Genomic DNA, 16,816 nt, shown 5'->3' on the forward strand with positions numbered 1-16,816 from the left:
GGGTCTCCTTTTCCAGGAATTGTCGAAACGAGGGTTCTTGGGATCAGGCGTCGAGGATCGGTGCGAAGCCGCCATGGACCCGGCGCTGGTTGTCGTAGGGCATGGCGTCGGCATACATGCGCGGATCGGCAATCACCTTTTTCCAGGCGTCGTCGCGCACCTGCTTCGACGGCCATTCGACCCAGGCATAGACGACAACCTCGTCTCCCGTCGCTTTCACGGCGCCACGGTAGTCGGTGACCTCGCCGTCGGGAACATCGTCGCCCCACGCTTCCACGACGCGGTTTGCGCCATGTTCCTTGATCACCGCGGCCTGCTTCGCCGCCACGGCAAGGTAGGCTTGCTTGTTGGCGGCCGGCACCGGTACCAGCGAGCCATCGATATAGCCGGTCTTGCCGGTCGTGTTCAGGTCGATGAACGGCGTGAAGCCGCCAATGATCATGCGCTTGCCGTCAAAGGGCATGGACGCGCCGATCTCCGCCATGCGCGGATCGCTCATCATCGTCTGATAGGCTGCGTCCGCCGCCGCCTTGTCCGCATATTCGTGCCACGAAAAGGTGATGACTTCATCCGGCTTTGCCTTCACGGCTCCCTTGAAGTCGGTGACCTTGCCGCCGGGCACGTCGTCGCCCCATCCTTCGACCATGCGGGTGGTGCCGAACTCCCTCAGCACCGATGCCGCCTTGGCGACATGGCTGCGATAGGCTTCCTTGTTGGCGGCGGGCACCGCGGCGACAAATCCTGCGATATAGCTCATTGCGTTTCTCCTGTTGGCTGATGTCGTTTGACACTCTTGGCGTCTCGAAAGGTCCGAGAACGCCAATGGTCGAACGGCACGGCCTGGATTCGACATCGCTCCGAAATTTTTCTTCGGCGCGGTTCGAAACGCCACGGCTGCCTATTCGGAAGCCAGCCTGTCGCCCCAGTCCAACCGCCGGGCCAGCTTGAAGTCGGCGCCGTCGCGCTTGGTGAACAAGCGCTCGGCGGCGGTACCGTCGTCCTGGCAAAGCTTGAGCAGAACCTTGCCGGAACCGGATTTCGGCGGCGCAAGAACCCGTGCCTGGTGCGAAGTGGGCCGCTCTCGGGACGCTGCGACATAGATGAACTTCTCGTCTTCCCACGGCACGTCGGCGTCCTTGGCCAGCCTGTGCAGGCGCGAGCGGGCGACGCGTCGGGAAAAATGGCACCAGTCGGGCGGGGCGAGCGGGCAGGGCGCGTGATGCGGGCAAGGCGCAAGCACATGTGCGCCCGCCTCGATCAGCTGCCGGCGCACGGCAAGGATGCGCTGCCAGCCGGCGGGCGTTCCCGGCTCGACGATCAGCAGCGTGTCGCCAGTGAGTTGCCAGAGCCGGCCGATGAGCTTCGGCAGTGATGCCGGAATGATCTCGTCCAGCACATAGGCGCAAGTGACCAGATCGGCCGGCTCGATGTCGGCAAGGTCGATGGTGGCATCACCCGCCAGCCATCTGGTCCGGGCGGCAATTGCGTCGCCGGCAAGTGTCTCGCCGACCTTGCGTACCGCCGCGCTCGCTTCCAGCAGCACCGCCTGTTCGAGATCGGGCCACTGATCGGTCGTGGCCCAAAGCACCGTACCGGGGCCGGCGCCGACGTCGAGCAGGCTCCTGGGTTGAAAGCCGGGCTTTGCGTCGCTCAGCGCGTCGAGGCTGGCGCGGATCGCGGCATAGGTCGCCGGCAGCCGCGTCGCCAGATAGGCCTTCACCGCCAGATCCTCGGCCATGTGCAGACGGCCGTCGCGCAGCTCGGCGCGGTAGCGGTCGGACAGCGTCTTTGCCGCTTGCTTGAGTGCCGCCAGAGGAACGTTTTCGAGCAGGCGCTCGACACCTTGGCGAAGGGATGCCGGCAACTCCATCTTACGCGCCCCGCGGGGCGAGAAGCATCAGCGAAGCGCCGGCAATGCACAGCGCGGCACCGGCAAAATCCCAGCGGTCGGGGCGCACGTCCTCCACCAGCCACAGCCAGCCAAGCGACGCCGCAATGTAGATGCCGCCATAGGCGGCGTAGGCGCGGCCGGCGGCTGACGTGCCGACCAGCGCCAGCAGAAAGCCGAACAGGGCAAGTGAGGCGAGGCCGGGAAGCAGCCACAGCGGCGACTTCCCCAGCCGCCACCAGGCCCAGAACGAGAAGCAGCCGGCGATCTCAGCCAGGGCGGCAGCGGCATAGAGGACGTAGGTCATGAAAAAGGTCCCGTGACGATCACGGGACCTTTTTCAGTGCAGGAGCCGGCAATGGCAAGCGGCAATGCCTATTCCTGGTCCGCAACCTTGCGGCGGCGCGCCGGCTTGGCGGCAGGGCTCTTTTTGACCGGTGCCGTTTCACGATGCCCCATGTCGCGCATCTCAAGCGCCTTCTCGCACTTGGCTATGTAGTCGCGCGACACCGGCAGCGTGTCGTTCTTCTTGGTGATCTGGATCTGGAAGATGACCAGGTCCTGCCAGCGGAAGGCGGCTTCCGAGGCAGCCAGGTAGAATTCCCACATGCGGCAGAAGCGCTCGTCATAGATCGCCTTGGCCTTGTCGCGGTTGGCCGCGAAGCGCTGGCCCCAGTGCTTCAGCGTATCGGCATAGTGGAGCCTGAGAATCTCGACGTCGGTGACCACCAGGCCTGACTTCTCGATAGCCGGCATGACTTCCGAGAGCGCAGGGATGTAGCCGCCCGGGAAGATGTATTTGCGGATGAAGGCGCTGGTCGCCCACGGCACGCCGGAACGGCCGATCGTGTGCAACAGCATGACGCCATCCGGCTTGAGCAGCGTCGCGCTCTTGTCGAAGAAGGTGCGGTAATGGTTGACGCCGACATGCTCGAACATGCCGACCGAGACGATGCGGTCGAAACGCTCGTTGAGTTCGCGGTAGTCCTTGAGCTCGAAATGCACGCGGCTTTCCAGCCCTTGCGCGTGCGCCCGGTCGGTGGCGACGCCATGTTGCTCGGTCGACAGCGTCACGCCCTGCACGTCGACGTCGAACGCCTTGGCGAGATAGAGGCCAAGCCCGCCCCAGCCGGAGCCGATGTCGAGCACCGTCTGGCCGGCCTTCAGCCGGAGCTTGGCGGCGATGTGGCGCTTCTTGGCGGCCTGCGCTTCGTCGAGCGTCATGTCCGGCTGCTCGAAATAGGCGCAGGAATACTGCATGTCCTCGTCGAGGAAGAGCCGGTAGAGATCCCCCGACAGGTCGTAGTGGCGCTGCACATTGCGGCGCGAGCGCGAGGCGGTGTTGATCTGCTGCAGGCGGCGGAAGGCGTGGCGCAGGCCTTCGATGGCCTTCGACCAGGTGGCGTCGATGCCGCCGCTGCCCATGTTCTGGAAGGCGATGCGCATCACGCCCAGCACGCCACCTTCGAGAATGTCGAGTTCGCCGTCCATGTAGGATTCAGGCACAGCCAGCATCGGATCGAAGGTGATGGCGCGCTCGGCATGCGCGGTCTTGATATGCATGTGCACCGGTTCGCCGCTGCCGTCGCCGAAAACCACTGTCGCGCCCTTGGGGCCGGTTACCTTGAGATTGCCGGTCCGCACCAGGCGGTCGAGAACGCGTTTCAACAGAATATTCATGACCAAATGTCCCCTCTCGGCCAGACAGGCTGTCTTGGCGCGCGACCCCGAAAATCGGAATCGATTTTCATCGGGGATCTTGCGCCGAACCAAAGTGCCACAGCGTCATTTGCGCGGCCAAAGGACGCGCGACGCTGTAGTCTGCAACAATATATAGGGGTTCGAAAAGTTCCATTTGGCATAAAAAAGCCCGGGCGCGAGGCCCGGGCGTTGGTCCAGTATTGCTGGATGTCGGCAAAGTGATCAGAGCAGCTCTAATCGTGATCGAAGCGCAGCTCCAATCGCCTTGCGACGTATGATCAGGCGTTGTCTTCGCCGCCCTCGAACTCGGTGTTCGGGTCGAAGAAGTTTTCCGGCCGGGCGTTGTCGTTGATGTCGTCGCCATAGATGGCTTCGGCGGTGGTCAGCGTCTCGCCCTTGGCCTGGCGCTCGGCTTCGTCGGCCGTGCGGGCGATGTTGAGCGTGATCGTGACTTCGACTTCCGGATGCAGCGCGATCGCCACATTGGTGACACCGATAGTCTTGATCGGCTGGTTGAGCAGGATCTGGTTGCGGTTGACCGAGAAACCTTCTGCCGTCAGCAGATCGGCGATGTCGCGGGTCGAAACGGAACCGTAAAGCTGCCCGGTTTCACCGGCGGAACGAACGGCGATGAAGCTCTTGCCGTCAAGCTTTTCGGCGACTTGGGCCGCTTCCGACTTGCGCTCGAGGTTGCGGGCTTCGAGCTGGGCGCGCTGGCCTTCGAACTTCTTCTTGTTGGCTTCGTTGGCGCGCAGCGCCTTGCCCTGCGGCAGCAGGAAGTTACGGGCAAAGCCGTCCTTGACCTTGACGGTATCGCCCATCTGGCCGAGGCGGGAAACGCGTTCGAGAAGAATGACTTCCATGGTCTTGTTCCTTTGGTTGGGCGCCAATCGATCGATGAGATCGACGCCGGATGTCTCTGGAACAGGTCAGGAAGCTTGAGCGCCTGGGGCGCTGGTGTCGCTGTCCTGCCTGTCGCGGCAGTTAGAGGTTTTGACCTCAACCCGGGATTTGAAGCTCAACCCTGCGGCGCCCGTCGCCGTGGGAGAAGAGCGGGCGGCGAACCGCCCGCTCATAAAAGATCTAGCGAACCACGTAGGGCAGCAGGCCGAGGAAGCGGGCACGCTTGATCGCCTTGGCGAGTTCGCGCTGCTTCTTCTGGCTGACGGCGGTGATGCGCGACGGCACGATCTTGCCGCGCTCTGAAATGTAGCGCTGCAGCAGACGCACGTCCTTGTAGTCGATCTTGGGCGCGTTGGCGCCGGAGAACGGGCAGGTCTTGCGGCGGCGATGGAACGGGCGCCGGGTCGGGATCTGGTTGATGTCGACCATTATTCTGCACCCCCTTCAAAGCCTTCGCGCGGACGGCGCGGACCACGATCGGCACCGGCGTCGCCAAACGAGCGCGGCGGACGATCGCCACGATCGCCGCGATCACGGTCGCCGAACGAGCGCGGGCCACGATCGCCACGGTCGCGGTCGCCGAAGCCGCCGCGTTCCGAGCGCTCTTCGCGCTTCTGCATCATGGCCGACGGGCCTTCCTCATGCGCCTCGACCTTGATGGTCAGGAAACGCAGCACGTCTTCGGACAGGCCCATCTGGCGCTCCATCTCGTTGAGCGCGGCCGCGGGGCAATTCAGGTCCATCAGCGTGTAGTAAGCCTTCCGGTTCTTGTTGACCCGGTAGGTGAGGGACTTCAGTCCCCAGTTCTCGACCCGACCGACGGACCCGCCATTTGCGGAGATGACGCCCTTGTACTGTTCGACAAGCGCATCGACCTGCTGCTGCGAGAGGTCCTGCCGGGCAAGAAACACATGTTCGTATAGAGCCATAGTGGTTCAGTGCCTTTCTTCGTTTCTCTCCCGGTTCCCGGCGGCAAAAGCCTCTGCAACTTCTCTGACCCGCTGGTCCCGAAGGGCGGGGAAGAAAGGAGCATTTCGAGACGGTCGAGAGCGGAGACACGGGAGGCGGAAGCACTTCTGGCATCACACGAAGGTTTTCGAAAAAAAACCTCCGGCCCTCCGTTCAGCCCCCAGCAAGGACCGGCAGATTGCGGGCGTCTATATAGCAATCCAGCCGCAACGCAAGGGCGGGCGGCGTCCTCTGTGTCGCATGCGGCGGAAAAATCAAGCAGCAACAACGGCCCAGGCTTTGAGGTTTCCGGCAACTGCGCCTTAACCACACTGTCAGGTTGTGCGCAGTTGAACCCCCGCCGTCAACGGTCGATTCATCATGAGAGGCGCAGAAGCCGTATAGCCCGCGCACAAAAGGCGCGGCAAGCATTTGCGGGGGTAAGGATGCTTTTCGACAAATTCTGGCGCTCAACGAGCGGCAATTTCACGCTCGTGCTGGGACTGGGCTTGCCGGTCATCCTGACGGCTGTCGGTTTCGCAACCGATGTCTCCACCCTCATGCGGGCCAAGAGCAATCTGCAGAATGCCCTCGATGGGGCAAACCTTGCCTCCTCGCATCTTGGCGATCTCGACATCACCCGCAATGATGCCTTCAACCGCTATTTCCAGGCCAATATCGTCGGGCACGGTGAACTCGGCAATGCGCAGGCGACGTTGACCGTCGACAAGGGCATCAATTTCGTCAAGACAAAGGCGACTGCCTCCGCTGACGTCAGTCTTAACTTCGCCTTTCTGTTCGGCGACAGCAAGCACATCGTGGTCGATGCCTCCGCCGTCGAATCGAACAACCAGCTCGAAGTCGTGCTGGTGCTCGACAACACCGGCTCCATGGCCGGCGCGCGCATGACGGCGCTGAGGACAGCGACCAAATCATTGCTCGACACGCTCGAATCGACAAGGTCACCGACACGCCAGATCCGCGCCTCGCTGGTTCCATTCGTTACGGCCGTCAACGTCGACGGTGACGGATTCGACCCGTCCTGGATCGACATGGACGGCAAGTCGTCCACCAACGGCATCAATTTCCCGGTCATCGACGGTAAGCGTCCCAATCACATGGCGCTTTTCAAGCAGCTCAAGCAGACCGGATGGACAGAGCCCGGATGGAACGGTACCGGATGGAAAGGTTGCGTCGAGGCGCGACCGGGCACCTACAACATTTCCGACACCCCGCCAGATCCCGCCAGGCCCGACACGTTGTTCGTTCCGTATTTCGCGCCGGACGATCCGCAAGTTGCCCAGGCCCCGTCTGCCTCCTATGGCAATTCAGATAAATACTACAACAATTCCTATCTCGACGACGGCTACGACAAGACCAAGCTCGATAAGCAGAAAGGCAACGCTCTCGGCATCGATGTCAGTGATCTCGTCGGCGATTTGGTGACGCCCGGCAAGCCTGCCAAGGAAAAGATCGCCAAATATATCGCGCCCGTCAACGAGCTCATCACCGAGACGGGTACCCGCATCACCGTCGGCCCGAACCGCGCTTGCCCCACACCCGTCGTCCCGCTGACCGACGATTTCGACAAGCTGCGCAAAGCAGCAGGCGAGATGACCGAGTGGAACGGTTCAGGCACCAATGTCTCCGAGGGCCTATCGTGGGGGATGCGGGTGCTGTCGCCCGCCGCGCCCTACACCGATGGCGCGCCTTGGAAGACGCCGGGCATCAGCAAGATCGTGCTGTTGCTCACCGATGGCGAGAACGTCGTCTATGGCGCCAGCGAACAGCCGACGAAATCCGACTACACACCTTATGGCTATCTGGCTGGTGGTCGCTTTGGATCGGACAACCAGACGACCGCGGCGCGCAATGTCGACGGCTGGACCAAAAGCGTTTGTACGCAGTTAAAGGACGAGGGGGTGCAAATCTACACCATGGTGCTGCAGTCCGACACCGCCGCCAACCGCGCGCTTTACAGCGCCTGCGCCTCAGACCCGAGCGACTATTATGCCGTCAACGATCCGACCAAACTGCCGAACGTGTTCCTGCAGATCGCCAACAAGTTCACGAAGCTGCAATTGACGAATTGAACGCTCGACCCGAGAGAGACCGGCCGGCTCCTCACGAGATCGATCGGTTCAACTCGTATGGGCGGCGACAACCTTGTCAACCGTTTCGGGGAAGAAGTCTGGCGCTGCGTGGCGTTTGCCGAACATCATGTCGTACTGCAACAGGCGGAAATCGCGGATCGCCGGGTCGATCTCTTTCTGCCGCGCCCAATCGGGCGTGGCCTCGCCAGCCGGCGTCAGCAACAGGTTGCGGTCGACGACGCGGTAACGTTCGCTCATCTTGCCCAGAAATCCGGTGTAGTAGGGATGGCTGATGCCGGCCGTCTTCAGGATATGATAGGGCAGGAAGGCCGGGCTGACGGCGCCCATGTCTTCAGCCGGCCCGGTGCGGTTCGACCAGATGACCAGCGGCGTCTCGTGGTGTTCGAGGGCGGCCTCGGGCGAGGCTTCCTTGCGCGGCGCGACATTGTCCTTCAGGAAGCCGGTTTCGACATAGACCGGCCCCAGCGGCGGCAGATGGTCGCCGAAGAAAGCGATCACCGTGGGGCGGGAGCGTTTCTTCGCCCATTCGACCAGGCGTTCGAGACCGCGATCGGCATCGGCTGAGCCCTCGGCGTAGCTGAGCAGCGATTCGCGCGCCCACTGGCTGATCGGCGCCTGCACCGTATGGGTGGGATTGTAATAGCGGTTCGGCTCGTAGGGACCGTGGTTTTGCAGGCTGACCGCAAAGAAGAACACCGGTTCGTCGCTGGCGTCGGCCTCGCTGATGATCTCGTCGGTCATCGCCGCATCCGATGCCAGCGGCCCGCGCTTCTGCATCGGCGGCAGCGTTTCTTCCGACTTGAAATCGTTGAAGCCGAAATCGGCGTAGACTGCGCCACGGTTCCAGAACCAATTGGTGCCGGGATGGATGGCGCGCGCGCGGTAACCCTGGCTCTTGAGGAAGGTTGCGAGCGAAGGCGTCGGCGTGCGCACATATTGCTGATAGGGGATGCTGCCGGCCGGCAGGAATGCGTTGGAAAAGCCGGTCAGCGCCTCGAACTCGATGTTGGCGGTCATGCCGCCGAATTCCGGCGAGAACATCGAGCCCGAGCGCAGCGCCCGCACATTGGGGATCGGATCGGGCGTGATGGTGACGCCGGGCAGCTTGGTTGGATCCCAGAAGGACTCGCTCATGACGATGATGATGTCGGGCTTCTCGGCCGGCACCGAGGCGGTCACATCAGTCCTGCTGATCGCCGCGATTGCCTTGTCGGAATAGCCTGATGGCGCCGAGACATGCGCCATCGGCACGTTGAGGGCAAAGGCCAGCGCAAAGCCGTTGGAGGCATAATTTTCCTTCTGGTCCCACATGATCGGTATGATCTGCAGCCTGTCCCTGGTCCAGGAGAAGGTGGCATAGTCCATGATCGAAACGAAGAAAGCGAGCAGCGGCACGGCCAGCGTCAGCCGGGCAAGGCGTCCCTTGCGGCTGAGCACCGGAACCTTGCGGCGCCACAGCCGCCAGCCATAGACGAGCAGCGACAGGCCGGCGACGATGCCGACGACCATGGCAAGCGCGGTCATCGGCCGGTCGCGCACCAGGAGCGGCAGCAGCGCGAAAGTCTGGCGGGCATAGAGGAAATCGGTCGGATAGAGCGGATCGCCGAGATAGTGCGACTTCTGGTGACCGACGAAGGCAAGCGACAAGGTCAGCGGCGCGACGATCATCAGGCTCTGGTGGCTGCGGCCGAGCACCGCATCGAGGCCGATCAGGATTAGCGCAAACACGACAATGGTGGTCCAGCCAGGCTTGAGCGGCTGCAGGAAGAAGGAGACGGTGCCAGCAAAGTCGCCGCGCACGATCAGTTCGATGGCAAACACCAGCATGGCAGCGATCGCCAGGCTGATCAGCCCATAGCGCACGACCGGCCATCTCCTGCCCGGCAGATAGCCGGTGGAAGGGTCGTCTTCCAAGAACTGTGGCGCGGCCTTGCCTGCGCGTTTGTAACTCTTTGCCACCTTAACTTCCCCACCCAGCGACAAACACGTCACTCGATTGTCATAGAATTGTCACGCAAAGCTAGCGCCTGTAGCGAAAATAAGAAGAGCCAGCAAACGAATCGTGAGCGGTTTTCATCAGGAGTGATCGCCAAAAAGCCTTTCGGAACAGGCACTCGGCAGACGAAGCCGCCGCCGGGCGGGGTCGAACTGGGCTTGACTTGGCGACCTGCCTTGCGTCACAGGCAAGAAAAACTCGTCTATCAGATAAGCAAAACCAGCCCTTGGGAGTCCTCGCATGGCCGTTGCATTCACCTTTCCTGGACAAGGCAGCCAGGCAGTCGGCATGGGCAAAGATCTCGCCGACGCCTTTCCCGAGGCGCGCAGGATCTTCCAGGAAGTCGACGACGCGCTCGGCGAAAACCTGTCGAAGCTGATCTGGGAAGGGCCGGAAGAGACGTTGATGCTGACCGCCAACGCGCAGCCGGCGCTGATGGCGGTGTCGCTGGCCGCGATCCGGGCGCTGGAATCGCGCGGCTTCTCGCTGAAAGGCAAGGTCGCCTATGTCGCCGGCCATTCGCTGGGCGAGTATTCGGCGCTCGCGGCCGCAGGGTTCGTTTCGGTTGCCGATGCCGCCAGGCTGCTGCGCATCCGCGGCAATGCCATGCAGGCGGCGGTGCCGGCCGGCGAGGGTGCGATGGCGGCGATCATCGGACTGGAGCAGGCCGATGTCGAGGCTGCCTGCACAGAAGCCGCCAAAAGCTCGGCCAACGGGGCGGTTTGCCAGATCGCCAACGATAATGGCGGCGGCCAGCTGGTCATTTCCGGCGCCAAGGCCGCGGTCGAACTGGCGGCAAAATTGTGCACGGAAAAGGGCGCCAAGCGCGCGCTGATGCTGCAGGTATCCGCGCCCTTCCATTCGGCGCTGATGGCGCCGGCCGCGAACGTCATGCGCGACGCACTCGCCGGTGTGACAAAGAACGCGCCGGCCGTCCCGGTCGTCTCCAACGTGTCTGTGGCGCCGTCGAGCGATCCGGACGAGATCGCCCGCCGCCTGGTCGAACAGATAACCGGCCGCGTGCGCTGGCGCGAGACGGTGGAATGGTTCGGCGCAAATGGCGTCACCACGCTTTACGAAATTGGCGCGGGCAAGGTGCTTTCGGGATTGGCGCGGCGCATCAACCGCGACATCGCCACCGCGTCGGTCGGCTCTGCGGCTGAGGTCGAGGCGGCATTGGCAGCGCTTGCATAAAGCGTCATTTGATCCCATCCCTGTAAAACAGGGTGTTCTCTTCTCAATCAGGAGACAAAAATGTTCGAATTGACTAGCCGCAAGGCTCTCGTCACCGGCGCATCCGGGGGCATCGGCGAGGCGATCGCCAGAGTGCTGCATGCGCAAGGCGCGATCGTCGGCCTGCATGGCACCCGCATCGAGAAACTGGAAGCGCTTGCCAACGAGCTTGGCGACCGGGTCAAGCTGTTTCCGGCCAATCTGTCCAACCGTGACGACGTCAAGGCGCTCGGCCAGAAGGCGGAGGCCGATCTCGAAGGCGTCGACATCCTGGTCAACAATGCCGGCATCACCAAGGACGGATTGTTTGTGCGCATGTCGGATGCCGACTGGGACACCGTGCTCGAGGTCAACCTGACCGCCGTGTTCAGGCTGACCCGCGAACTCACCCACCCGATGATGCGCCGCCGCCACGGCCGCATCATCAACATCACTTCGGTGGTCGGCGTCACCGGCAATCCCGGCCAGACCAATTACTGCGCCTCCAAGGCCGGCATGATCGGCTTTTCCAAGTCGCTGGCGCAGGAGATCGCCACCCGCAACATCACCGTCAACTGCGTCGCTCCGGGCTTCATCGAATCGGCGATGACCGACAAGCTCAACGACAAGCAGAAAGAGGCGATCATGGCGGCGATCCCGACGCGCCGCATGGGCACCAGCGCTGAAGTCGCGTCCGCCGTTGCCTATCTCGCCTCCAACGAAGCCGCCTACGTCACCGGCCAGACCATCCATGTAAATGGCGGCATGGCGATGATCTGACGGGCCTTGTTGATAATTCCACCTTGCTGGCCATCTGCTACGGTTGTCTGCGCTTCCGGTGCTCGCGTACTCCAAGTATGCTCCGCTCCGGTTCTCGAAAACCGCACCATATGATCCGGCAGGGCGAATTCTGAACAAGGTCCGGCGGGCTGTGAAAAGAGACCATTTCGGCTTGGACCTCAGCTATTTTTCGTGTAATGCGGCCCGCAACCCGGCGGTTCGGGCAAAAACCGGTCTGTAGCCGTTGCGTTTCCGGCAGGACCATCTTTCAGCTTGATTAGCGGCATTCTGCCCGCTAACGAAGACAGACAAACAAAAGACGAGGATGCCCAAATGAGTGACACCGCAGAGCGCGTCAAGAAGATCGTCATCGAGCACCTTGGCGTCGATGCCGACAAAGTGACGGAGCAGGCGAGCTTCATCGACGATCTGGGCGCCGACAGCCTCGACACGGTCGAACTCGTCATGGCGTTCGAAGAAGAATTCGGCGTCGAGATCCCCGATGATGCCGCCGAGACCATCCTGACTGTCGGCGATGCCGTGAAGTACATCGACAAGGCTTCGGCCTGACGCTTTCTGCAGTCATCACCGGGGAGGACCTGCGATGAGGCGTGTCGTCGTCACGGGCCTTGGGTTGCTGTCGCCGTTCGGCATGGGCTTTGAGCACAGCTGGAAGGAACTTCTGACCGGCCGCAGCGCTGCCAAGCGTATCACCGAGTTCGAGGTGGAGGATCTTGCTTGCAAGATCGCCCACGTCATTCCGCGTGGCGATGGCAGCAATGCCACCTTCAATCCCGAGGCCGTGCTCGAGCCGAAGGAATTGCGCAAGATCGGCGACTTTATCCTGTACGGGATTGCCGCCGCAGACGAGGCGCTGAAGGATTCCGGCTGGGAACCCAAGACGCATGAAGAGCAGTGCGCCACCGGCGTCCTGATCGGCTCCGGCATTGGCGGCATCGAAGGCATCGCCGAGAACGCGATGATCCTCAAGGAACGCGGCCCGCGCCGCATCAGCCCTTTCTTCATCCCGGGCCAGATCATCAATCTCGTCTCCGGGCAGGTTTCGATCCGGCACAGGCTGAAAGGTCCGAACCATGCCGTCGTCACGGCCTGTTCGACTGGCGCGCACGCCATTGGCGATGCTGCCCGGTTGATCATGTGGGGCGATGCCGACGTGATGGTCGCCGGTGGCGCCGAAGCGCCGGTGACGCGGCTTTCGATCGCCGGCTTCGCCGCGTGCCGGGCGCTGTCGACGGAGCGCAATGATTCGCCGCAAACGGCGTCGCGCCCCTATGATCGCGACCGTGACGGCTTCGTCATGGGCGAGGGCGCTGGCGTTGTCGTGCTCGAGGAACTCGAGCATGCCAAGGCGCGCGGCGCCAAGATCTATGCCGAGGTGACGGGTTATGGTCTCACCGGCGACGCGCATCACATCACGGCGCCCGCCGAGGATGGCGATGGTGCCTTCCGTTGCATGACGGCCGCACTGAATCGGGCCAAGCTGACACCTGCCGATGTTGACTACATCAACGCCCACGGCACCTCGACCATGGCCGACACGATTGAGCTCGGCGCTGTCGAGCGGCTTGTCGGCAATGCCGCGTCGAAGATTTCGATGTCGTCGACCAAGTCGTCGATCGGCCATCTGCTCGGGGCGGCCGGTGCCGCCGAAGCGATCTTTTCGATCCTTGCCATCAGAGACAATGTCGCGCCGCCGACCATCAACCTCGACAACCCGGAGCGCGAAACCGCGATCGACCTGGTGCCGAACAAGCCGCGTGCCCGCCAGATCGACGTGGCGCTGTCCAATTCCTTCGGCTTTGGTGGTACCAACGCGTCGCTGGTCTTCCAGCGCTACAATGGCTGATCGTCAGGCTATCGGGCGACGCTTTGGCGTGCCGTCAATTTTGCCATATTCGCCCCTACTCTGCCGCTGGGGATTCGTTGGGCGATCAAACGGTAGGGCGAAATGAACACAAATCCGGCAGGCAACGGAGAATTCGGGCAACGGCCGGCGACATCCGGCCCGATCGTGCCGAAAACGGCCAGCGAGGCGTTGCGGCCGGAGGCCGGCACGCCGCCGCCGAAGCGCTCGCGTGCATCACGCAGCCAGGTCGTCGTGTTCATGAACTTCGTCATCTCTTCGGTGATGCTGATGGTTCTGGCGGCTGGCGTCGCGGTCTATTTCGGCAAGCAGGAATTCACCGAGCCCGGCCCCTCGGCCAATGGCGACACCTTTCTGGTCAAGCCGAACACCGGCGTCCAGGATATCGCCGACCAGCTCGAACGCCGCGGACTGATCAGCGATGCCCGGGTATTCCGCCTTGGCGTGCGGGCCTTCGGCAATGATTCCGCACTGAAGGCCGGTGAGTACGAGGTCAAGCCCAGGGCTTCCATGCGCGACATCATGGAGCTTTTGAAGAGCGGCAAGTCGGTGATGTATTCGCTGACCATTCCAGAGGGGCTGACGGTCGAGCAGGCGCTGCAGCGCATCGCTGACGAGACTGCCTTGAGCGGCGATATGCCGGCGACCACGCCTCCAGAGGGCAGTCTCGCCACCGACACCCTGCGCTTCACGCGCGGCGCGACGCGCCAGCAGATGGTCGACAAGCTGCTGGCGGATCAAAAGAAGCTGGTTGATGATGTCTGGCAGCGGCGCGCGCCGGACCTGCCGCTGGCCAACATCGAAGAGTTCGTTACGCTGGCCTCGATCGTCGAGAAGGAAACGGGAAAGGGTGACGAGCGTTCACGGGTTGCCGCCGTCTTCCTGAACCGGCTTGCCAAGGGCATGCGCCTGCAATCCGATCCAACCATCATCTACGGGCTGTTCGGCGGCAAGGGCAAGCCGGCGGACCGGCCGATCTACCAGTCGGACATCCAGAAGCAGACGCCTTACAACACCTATGTGATCAACGGCTTGCCACCGACGCCGATCGCCAATCCGGGTCGTGCAGCGCTGGAGGCGGTGGCCAACCCGTCGAAGACCGACGACCTCTACTTCGTCGCCGATGGCACCGGCGGGCACGTCTTTGCCGCGACGCTTGACGAGCACAACGAGAATGTCGCCCGCTATCGCGCCTTGCAGAAGAAGCAGGCAGATGAGGCCGCCAAGGCCGCCAACACAACTGGCGCCGGCGACAGCAATGCCGATAAGCCGGCTGACAGTGTGCCGGTTGACGGTGGCGACGACAGCGGCGGTGACGCGGGCGCTGCCCAGTAGAATGTAGAATAAGGAAGGGCATTGCTCACCAGGCGATGCCCTGACATTTGGAAGAGCGCCGCGCGTCCGATTTCGACGCGCCTGCGGCGCAGTCATTTTCAAGCCGCACTTGCTCCTCTCCGGAAAGCCGGTTTCGGGGTGGTGCACCAGGGACGTGTGGGCGATATGAATTTGCAGAGCATGACCGGTTTTGCACGTGCCGTCGCCGAGCATGAGGGCACCTCGATCGCCTGGGAGGTCAAGTCCGTCAACGGCAAGAGCGTCGAGGTCCGGCTGCGACTGCCGCAAGGCTTCGAGCGGCTGGAACCAGCCGTCCGGCAGCTACTTCAGAAGCGTTTTGCGCGCGGCAACTTCCAGGCGACGCTGACCATCGGCCGTGCCGCCGGCGCGCAGGCGCAGCCGGTCGTCAACGAAGCCTTCCTGAAGGACTTGGCTGGGCTCGCCAAGCGGCTGCAGGAGCAATTCGGCGCTGCACCCGCGACATCAGACGGGTTGCTGTCGCTGCGCGGCGTACTCGACATTCCCGAAACTGTCGAAACCGAAGAGGCGAGGGCCGCGCTCGATGCCGCGATCATGGCCGCGCTCGATGTGGCCCTGAAAGGGCTTGAACAGGCACGACAAAGCGAGGGTGCCGCGCTGGCTTTGCTGTTGTCGGGTCATATCGACACAATCGAGGCGCTGACGCTGCGGGCCGAGGCGGATCCGTCACGCGAGACGGTGGCGATCCGCGAGCGCATCGCCGAGCAGGTCAGGCTTTTGATGGACGCTTCCGCCAATCTGGACGCGACCCGGCTGCACATGGAGGCGGCGTTCCTGGCCACCAAAGCCGATATTCGCGAAGAGATCGACCGGCTGAAAACGCATGTCGCATCCGGTCGGGCATTGCTGGAGGGCGGCGGCGCGGTCGGCCGCAAGCTCGATTTTCTGGCACAGGAATTTAACCGCGAATCGAATACGCTGTGTTCGAAGTCGAATGCCGCCGCCGTCACCGCGATCGGGCTGGAACTGAAGGCGGTGGTCGACCAGTTTCGTGAACAGATCCAGAATCTGGAGTAGCCGATGGTTGCCAAGGATTTGGGGTCCCGCATTCGCCGCCGGGGCCTGATGCTCGTCCTGTCGTCGCCATCTGGCGCCGGCAAGTCGACGATCGCGCGCAATCTTCTGGAAAGCGATTCCAGCCTCGAACTGTCGGTCTCGGTCACCACCAGACCGCGCCGCGGCAGCGAGATCGAGGGCGTCCACTACCATTTTAGGACGATGCGCGAGTTCGAGCGGCTGCGCGATTCCGACGCGCTGCTGGAATGGGCCGAGGTGCACGGCAATTTCTATGCGACCCCGCGCGAACCGGCCGAACTGGCGCTGTCTGAAGGGCGCGACATGCTGTTCGACATCGACTGGCAAGGTGCCCAGCAGCTCAAGGAGAAGATGCGCGCCGACATCGTCTCGATCTTCATCCTGCCGCCGTCGATGAAGGAATTGAAGGCGCGGCTGAAGCGCCGCGCCGAAGACCAGGAAGCGGTGATCGAAACGCGGTTGAAAAACGCCCGCAACGAGATCGAGCACTGGAAGGAATATGATTTCGTCATCGTCAATGACGACCTCGACCGCGCCTTCGCCGAAGTGCGCGGCATCGTCGTCGCCGAGCGGCTAAGACGTGATCGTCGGCCAGGCCTGTTCGATTTCGTCTCGGGACTGTTGGACGAGAAGACTGGCTGAACCGGCTACGGTGTGGCAGCCGGGTAGTTGGATAGAGGCATGCTATCGGCCGGTGTCAGATGTTCGACGATCTGCACGATGTCGGTCCATTCGATCTCAGGATAGTGCTCTCGCATTCCGGACAGCATGACATCCTTTGGCCACTCGCTTTGCCGCCCGACAAAGGCGGCAGCTTTCGACAACGGCATCTCCGTACAGCGCGTAACCCACACAATGGCTGTCGACGTGGCGTCACCATCGCAGACATAGCGCATGTAACCCGGCACGATCGTCGTTTCGCGCCAGCGTATGGTGGACGTCTTTTGCCCCGCCACAACAAGCGGGAAAAGTCGAGGCAC

Annotated in this window: 17 protein-coding genes; 8 read left to right on the forward strand and 9 right to left on the reverse strand. The window is 62.6% G+C overall.

Annotation, left to right across the window (positions count from 1 at the left end; genetic code table 11):
- Positions 1 to 43 precede the first annotated feature (43 nt).
- The 7 genes from EJ076_RS16340 to rpsF form a co-directional block, all read right to left on the reverse strand.
- Positions 44 to 757, reverse strand: coding sequence for a DUF1428 domain-containing protein (locus tag EJ076_RS16340; RefSeq protein ID WP_126068582.1), 714 nt, complete (start codon positions 755 to 757; stop codon positions 44 to 46).
- A gap of 141 nt (positions 758 to 898) precedes the next feature.
- Entirely contained in the window at positions 899 to 1,870 is a 972-nt protein-coding gene (locus EJ076_RS16345) for a small ribosomal subunit Rsm22 family protein (protein WP_126068583.1), read from the reverse strand.
- Position 1,871: 1 nt separating this feature from the next.
- Positions 1,872 to 2,195: a YnfA family protein gene (locus tag EJ076_RS16350; RefSeq protein WP_126068584.1), complete on the reverse strand. Its 324-nt coding sequence runs from the start codon at positions 2,193 to 2,195 to the stop codon at positions 1,872 to 1,874.
- Between the two features lie 68 nt (positions 2,196 to 2,263).
- Complete coding sequence (locus EJ076_RS16355) at positions 2,264 to 3,568, reverse strand: cyclopropane-fatty-acyl-phospholipid synthase family protein (RefSeq protein ID WP_126068585.1); 1,305 nt, start codon at positions 3,566 to 3,568, stop codon at positions 2,264 to 2,266.
- 299 nt (positions 3,569 to 3,867) lie between these two features.
- Positions 3,868 to 4,452 carry a 50S ribosomal protein L9 gene (gene rplI, locus EJ076_RS16360; RefSeq protein WP_109663351.1) on the reverse strand — a complete coding sequence of 195 codons (585 nt, stop codon included), beginning with the start codon at positions 4,450 to 4,452 and terminating at the stop codon, positions 3,868 to 3,870.
- A 220-nt stretch (positions 4,453 to 4,672) separates the two neighbouring features.
- The gene (rpsR, locus tag EJ076_RS16365) at positions 4,673 to 4,921 is read right to left on the reverse strand and encodes a 30S ribosomal protein S18 (RefSeq protein ID WP_006203718.1); all 249 of its coding nucleotides are present in this window, start codon (positions 4,919 to 4,921) and stop codon (positions 4,673 to 4,675) included.
- Positions 4,921 to 5,421: a 30S ribosomal protein S6 gene (gene rpsF / locus EJ076_RS16370; protein ID WP_013532520.1), complete on the reverse strand. Its 501-nt coding sequence runs from the start codon at positions 5,419 to 5,421 to the stop codon at positions 4,921 to 4,923. The genes rpsR and rpsF overlap by 1 nt, the downstream gene beginning before the upstream one ends.
- Positions 5,422 to 5,886: 465 nt before the next feature.
- Here rpsF and EJ076_RS16375 point away from each other — a divergent pair, with 465 nt between their 5' ends.
- The gene (locus tag EJ076_RS16375; protein ID WP_126068586.1) at positions 5,887 to 7,533 is read left to right on the forward strand and encodes a pilus assembly protein; all 1,647 of its coding nucleotides are present in this window, start codon (positions 5,887 to 5,889) and stop codon (positions 7,531 to 7,533) included.
- Positions 7,534 to 7,581: 48 nt separating this feature from the next.
- Here EJ076_RS16375 and EJ076_RS16380 read toward each other — a convergent pair whose 3' ends face one another.
- Entirely contained in the window at positions 7,582 to 9,546 is a 1,965-nt protein-coding gene (locus EJ076_RS16380) for an LTA synthase family protein (RefSeq protein WP_206438800.1), read from the reverse strand.
- Positions 9,547 to 9,790: 244 nt separating this feature from the next.
- Between EJ076_RS16380 and fabD the strand changes: the two genes are divergently transcribed.
- The 7 genes from fabD (at position 9,791) to gmk (ending at position 16,478) form a co-directional block, all read left to right on the forward strand.
- A complete protein-coding gene (gene fabD, locus EJ076_RS16385) occupies positions 9,791 to 10,744 on the forward strand; it encodes an ACP S-malonyltransferase (RefSeq protein ID WP_109662828.1) in 954 nt (317 codons plus the stop codon).
- Positions 10,745 to 10,804: 60 nt separating this feature from the next.
- A complete protein-coding gene (gene fabG / locus EJ076_RS16390; protein WP_126068587.1) occupies positions 10,805 to 11,542 on the forward strand; it encodes a 3-oxoacyl-[acyl-carrier-protein] reductase in 738 nt (245 codons plus the stop codon).
- 333 nt (positions 11,543 to 11,875) lie between these two features.
- Positions 11,876 to 12,112 carry an acyl carrier protein gene (locus EJ076_RS16395; RefSeq protein ID WP_006203723.1) on the forward strand — a complete coding sequence of 79 codons (237 nt, stop codon included), beginning with the start codon at positions 11,876 to 11,878 and terminating at the stop codon, positions 12,110 to 12,112.
- Positions 12,113 to 12,146: 34 nt separating this feature from the next.
- Positions 12,147 to 13,409: a beta-ketoacyl-ACP synthase II gene (gene fabF / locus EJ076_RS16400; RefSeq protein WP_126068588.1), complete on the forward strand. Its 1,263-nt coding sequence runs from the start codon at positions 12,147 to 12,149 to the stop codon at positions 13,407 to 13,409.
- A 102-nt stretch (positions 13,410 to 13,511) separates the two neighbouring features.
- Complete coding sequence (gene mltG, locus EJ076_RS16405; protein WP_126068589.1) at positions 13,512 to 14,762, forward strand: endolytic transglycosylase MltG; 1,251 nt, start codon at positions 13,512 to 13,514, stop codon at positions 14,760 to 14,762.
- A gap of 165 nt (positions 14,763 to 14,927) precedes the next feature.
- A complete protein-coding gene (locus EJ076_RS16410) occupies positions 14,928 to 15,818 on the forward strand; it encodes a YicC/YloC family endoribonuclease (protein ID WP_126068590.1) in 891 nt (296 codons plus the stop codon).
- Between the two features lie 3 nt (positions 15,819 to 15,821).
- Positions 15,822 to 16,478: a guanylate kinase gene (gmk, locus tag EJ076_RS16415; protein WP_126068591.1), complete on the forward strand. Its 657-nt coding sequence runs from the start codon at positions 15,822 to 15,824 to the stop codon at positions 16,476 to 16,478.
- A 5-nt stretch (positions 16,479 to 16,483) separates the two neighbouring features.
- Here gmk and EJ076_RS16420 read toward each other — a convergent pair whose 3' ends face one another.
- Complete coding sequence (locus EJ076_RS16420) at positions 16,484 to 16,816, reverse strand: ASCH domain-containing protein (protein WP_245463056.1); 333 nt, start codon at positions 16,814 to 16,816, stop codon at positions 16,484 to 16,486.

Origin of the sequence: Mesorhizobium sp. M7D.F.Ca.US.005.01.1.1, from assembly GCF_003952545.1 — a bacterium.
GTDB classification, from domain to species: Bacteria; Pseudomonadota; Alphaproteobacteria; order Rhizobiales; family Rhizobiaceae; genus Mesorhizobium; species Mesorhizobium loti.

Bases quoted from the DNA above. Each gene is read 5' to 3' on its own strand.
- EJ076_RS16340 (WP_126068582.1), bottom strand. From the start codon at position 757: ATGAGCTATATCGCAGGATTTGTCGCCGCGGTGCCCGCCGCCAACAAG.
- EJ076_RS16345 (WP_126068583.1), bottom strand. From the start codon at position 1,870: ATGGAGTTGCCGGCATCCCTTCGCCAAGGTGTCGAGCGCCTGCTCGAA.
- EJ076_RS16350 (WP_126068584.1), bottom strand. From the start codon at position 2,195: ATGACCTACGTCCTCTATGCCGCTGCCGCCCTGGCTGAGATCGCCGGC.
- EJ076_RS16355 (WP_126068585.1), bottom strand. From the start codon at position 3,568: ATGAATATTCTGTTGAAACGCGTTCTCGACCGCCTGGTGCGGACCGGC.
- rplI (WP_109663351.1), bottom strand. From the start codon at position 4,452: ATGGAAGTCATTCTTCTCGAACGCGTTTCCCGCCTCGGCCAGATGGGC.
- rpsR (WP_006203718.1), bottom strand. From the start codon at position 4,921: ATGGTCGACATCAACCAGATCCCGACCCGGCGCCCGTTCCATCGCCGC.
- rpsF (WP_013532520.1), bottom strand. From the start codon at position 5,421: ATGGCTCTATACGAACATGTGTTTCTTGCCCGGCAGGACCTCTCGCAG.
- EJ076_RS16375 (WP_126068586.1), top strand. From the start codon at position 5,887: ATGCTTTTCGACAAATTCTGGCGCTCAACGAGCGGCAATTTCACGCTC.
- fabD (WP_109662828.1), top strand. From the start codon at position 9,791: ATGGCCGTTGCATTCACCTTTCCTGGACAAGGCAGCCAGGCAGTCGGC.
- fabG (WP_126068587.1), top strand. From the start codon at position 10,805: ATGTTCGAATTGACTAGCCGCAAGGCTCTCGTCACCGGCGCATCCGGG.
- EJ076_RS16395 (WP_006203723.1), top strand. From the start codon at position 11,876: ATGAGTGACACCGCAGAGCGCGTCAAGAAGATCGTCATCGAGCACCTT.
- fabF (WP_126068588.1), top strand. From the start codon at position 12,147: ATGAGGCGTGTCGTCGTCACGGGCCTTGGGTTGCTGTCGCCGTTCGGC.
- mltG (WP_126068589.1), top strand. From the start codon at position 13,512: ATGAACACAAATCCGGCAGGCAACGGAGAATTCGGGCAACGGCCGGCG.
- EJ076_RS16410 (WP_126068590.1), top strand. From the start codon at position 14,928: ATGAATTTGCAGAGCATGACCGGTTTTGCACGTGCCGTCGCCGAGCAT.
- gmk (WP_126068591.1), top strand. From the start codon at position 15,822: ATGGTTGCCAAGGATTTGGGGTCCCGCATTCGCCGCCGGGGCCTGATG.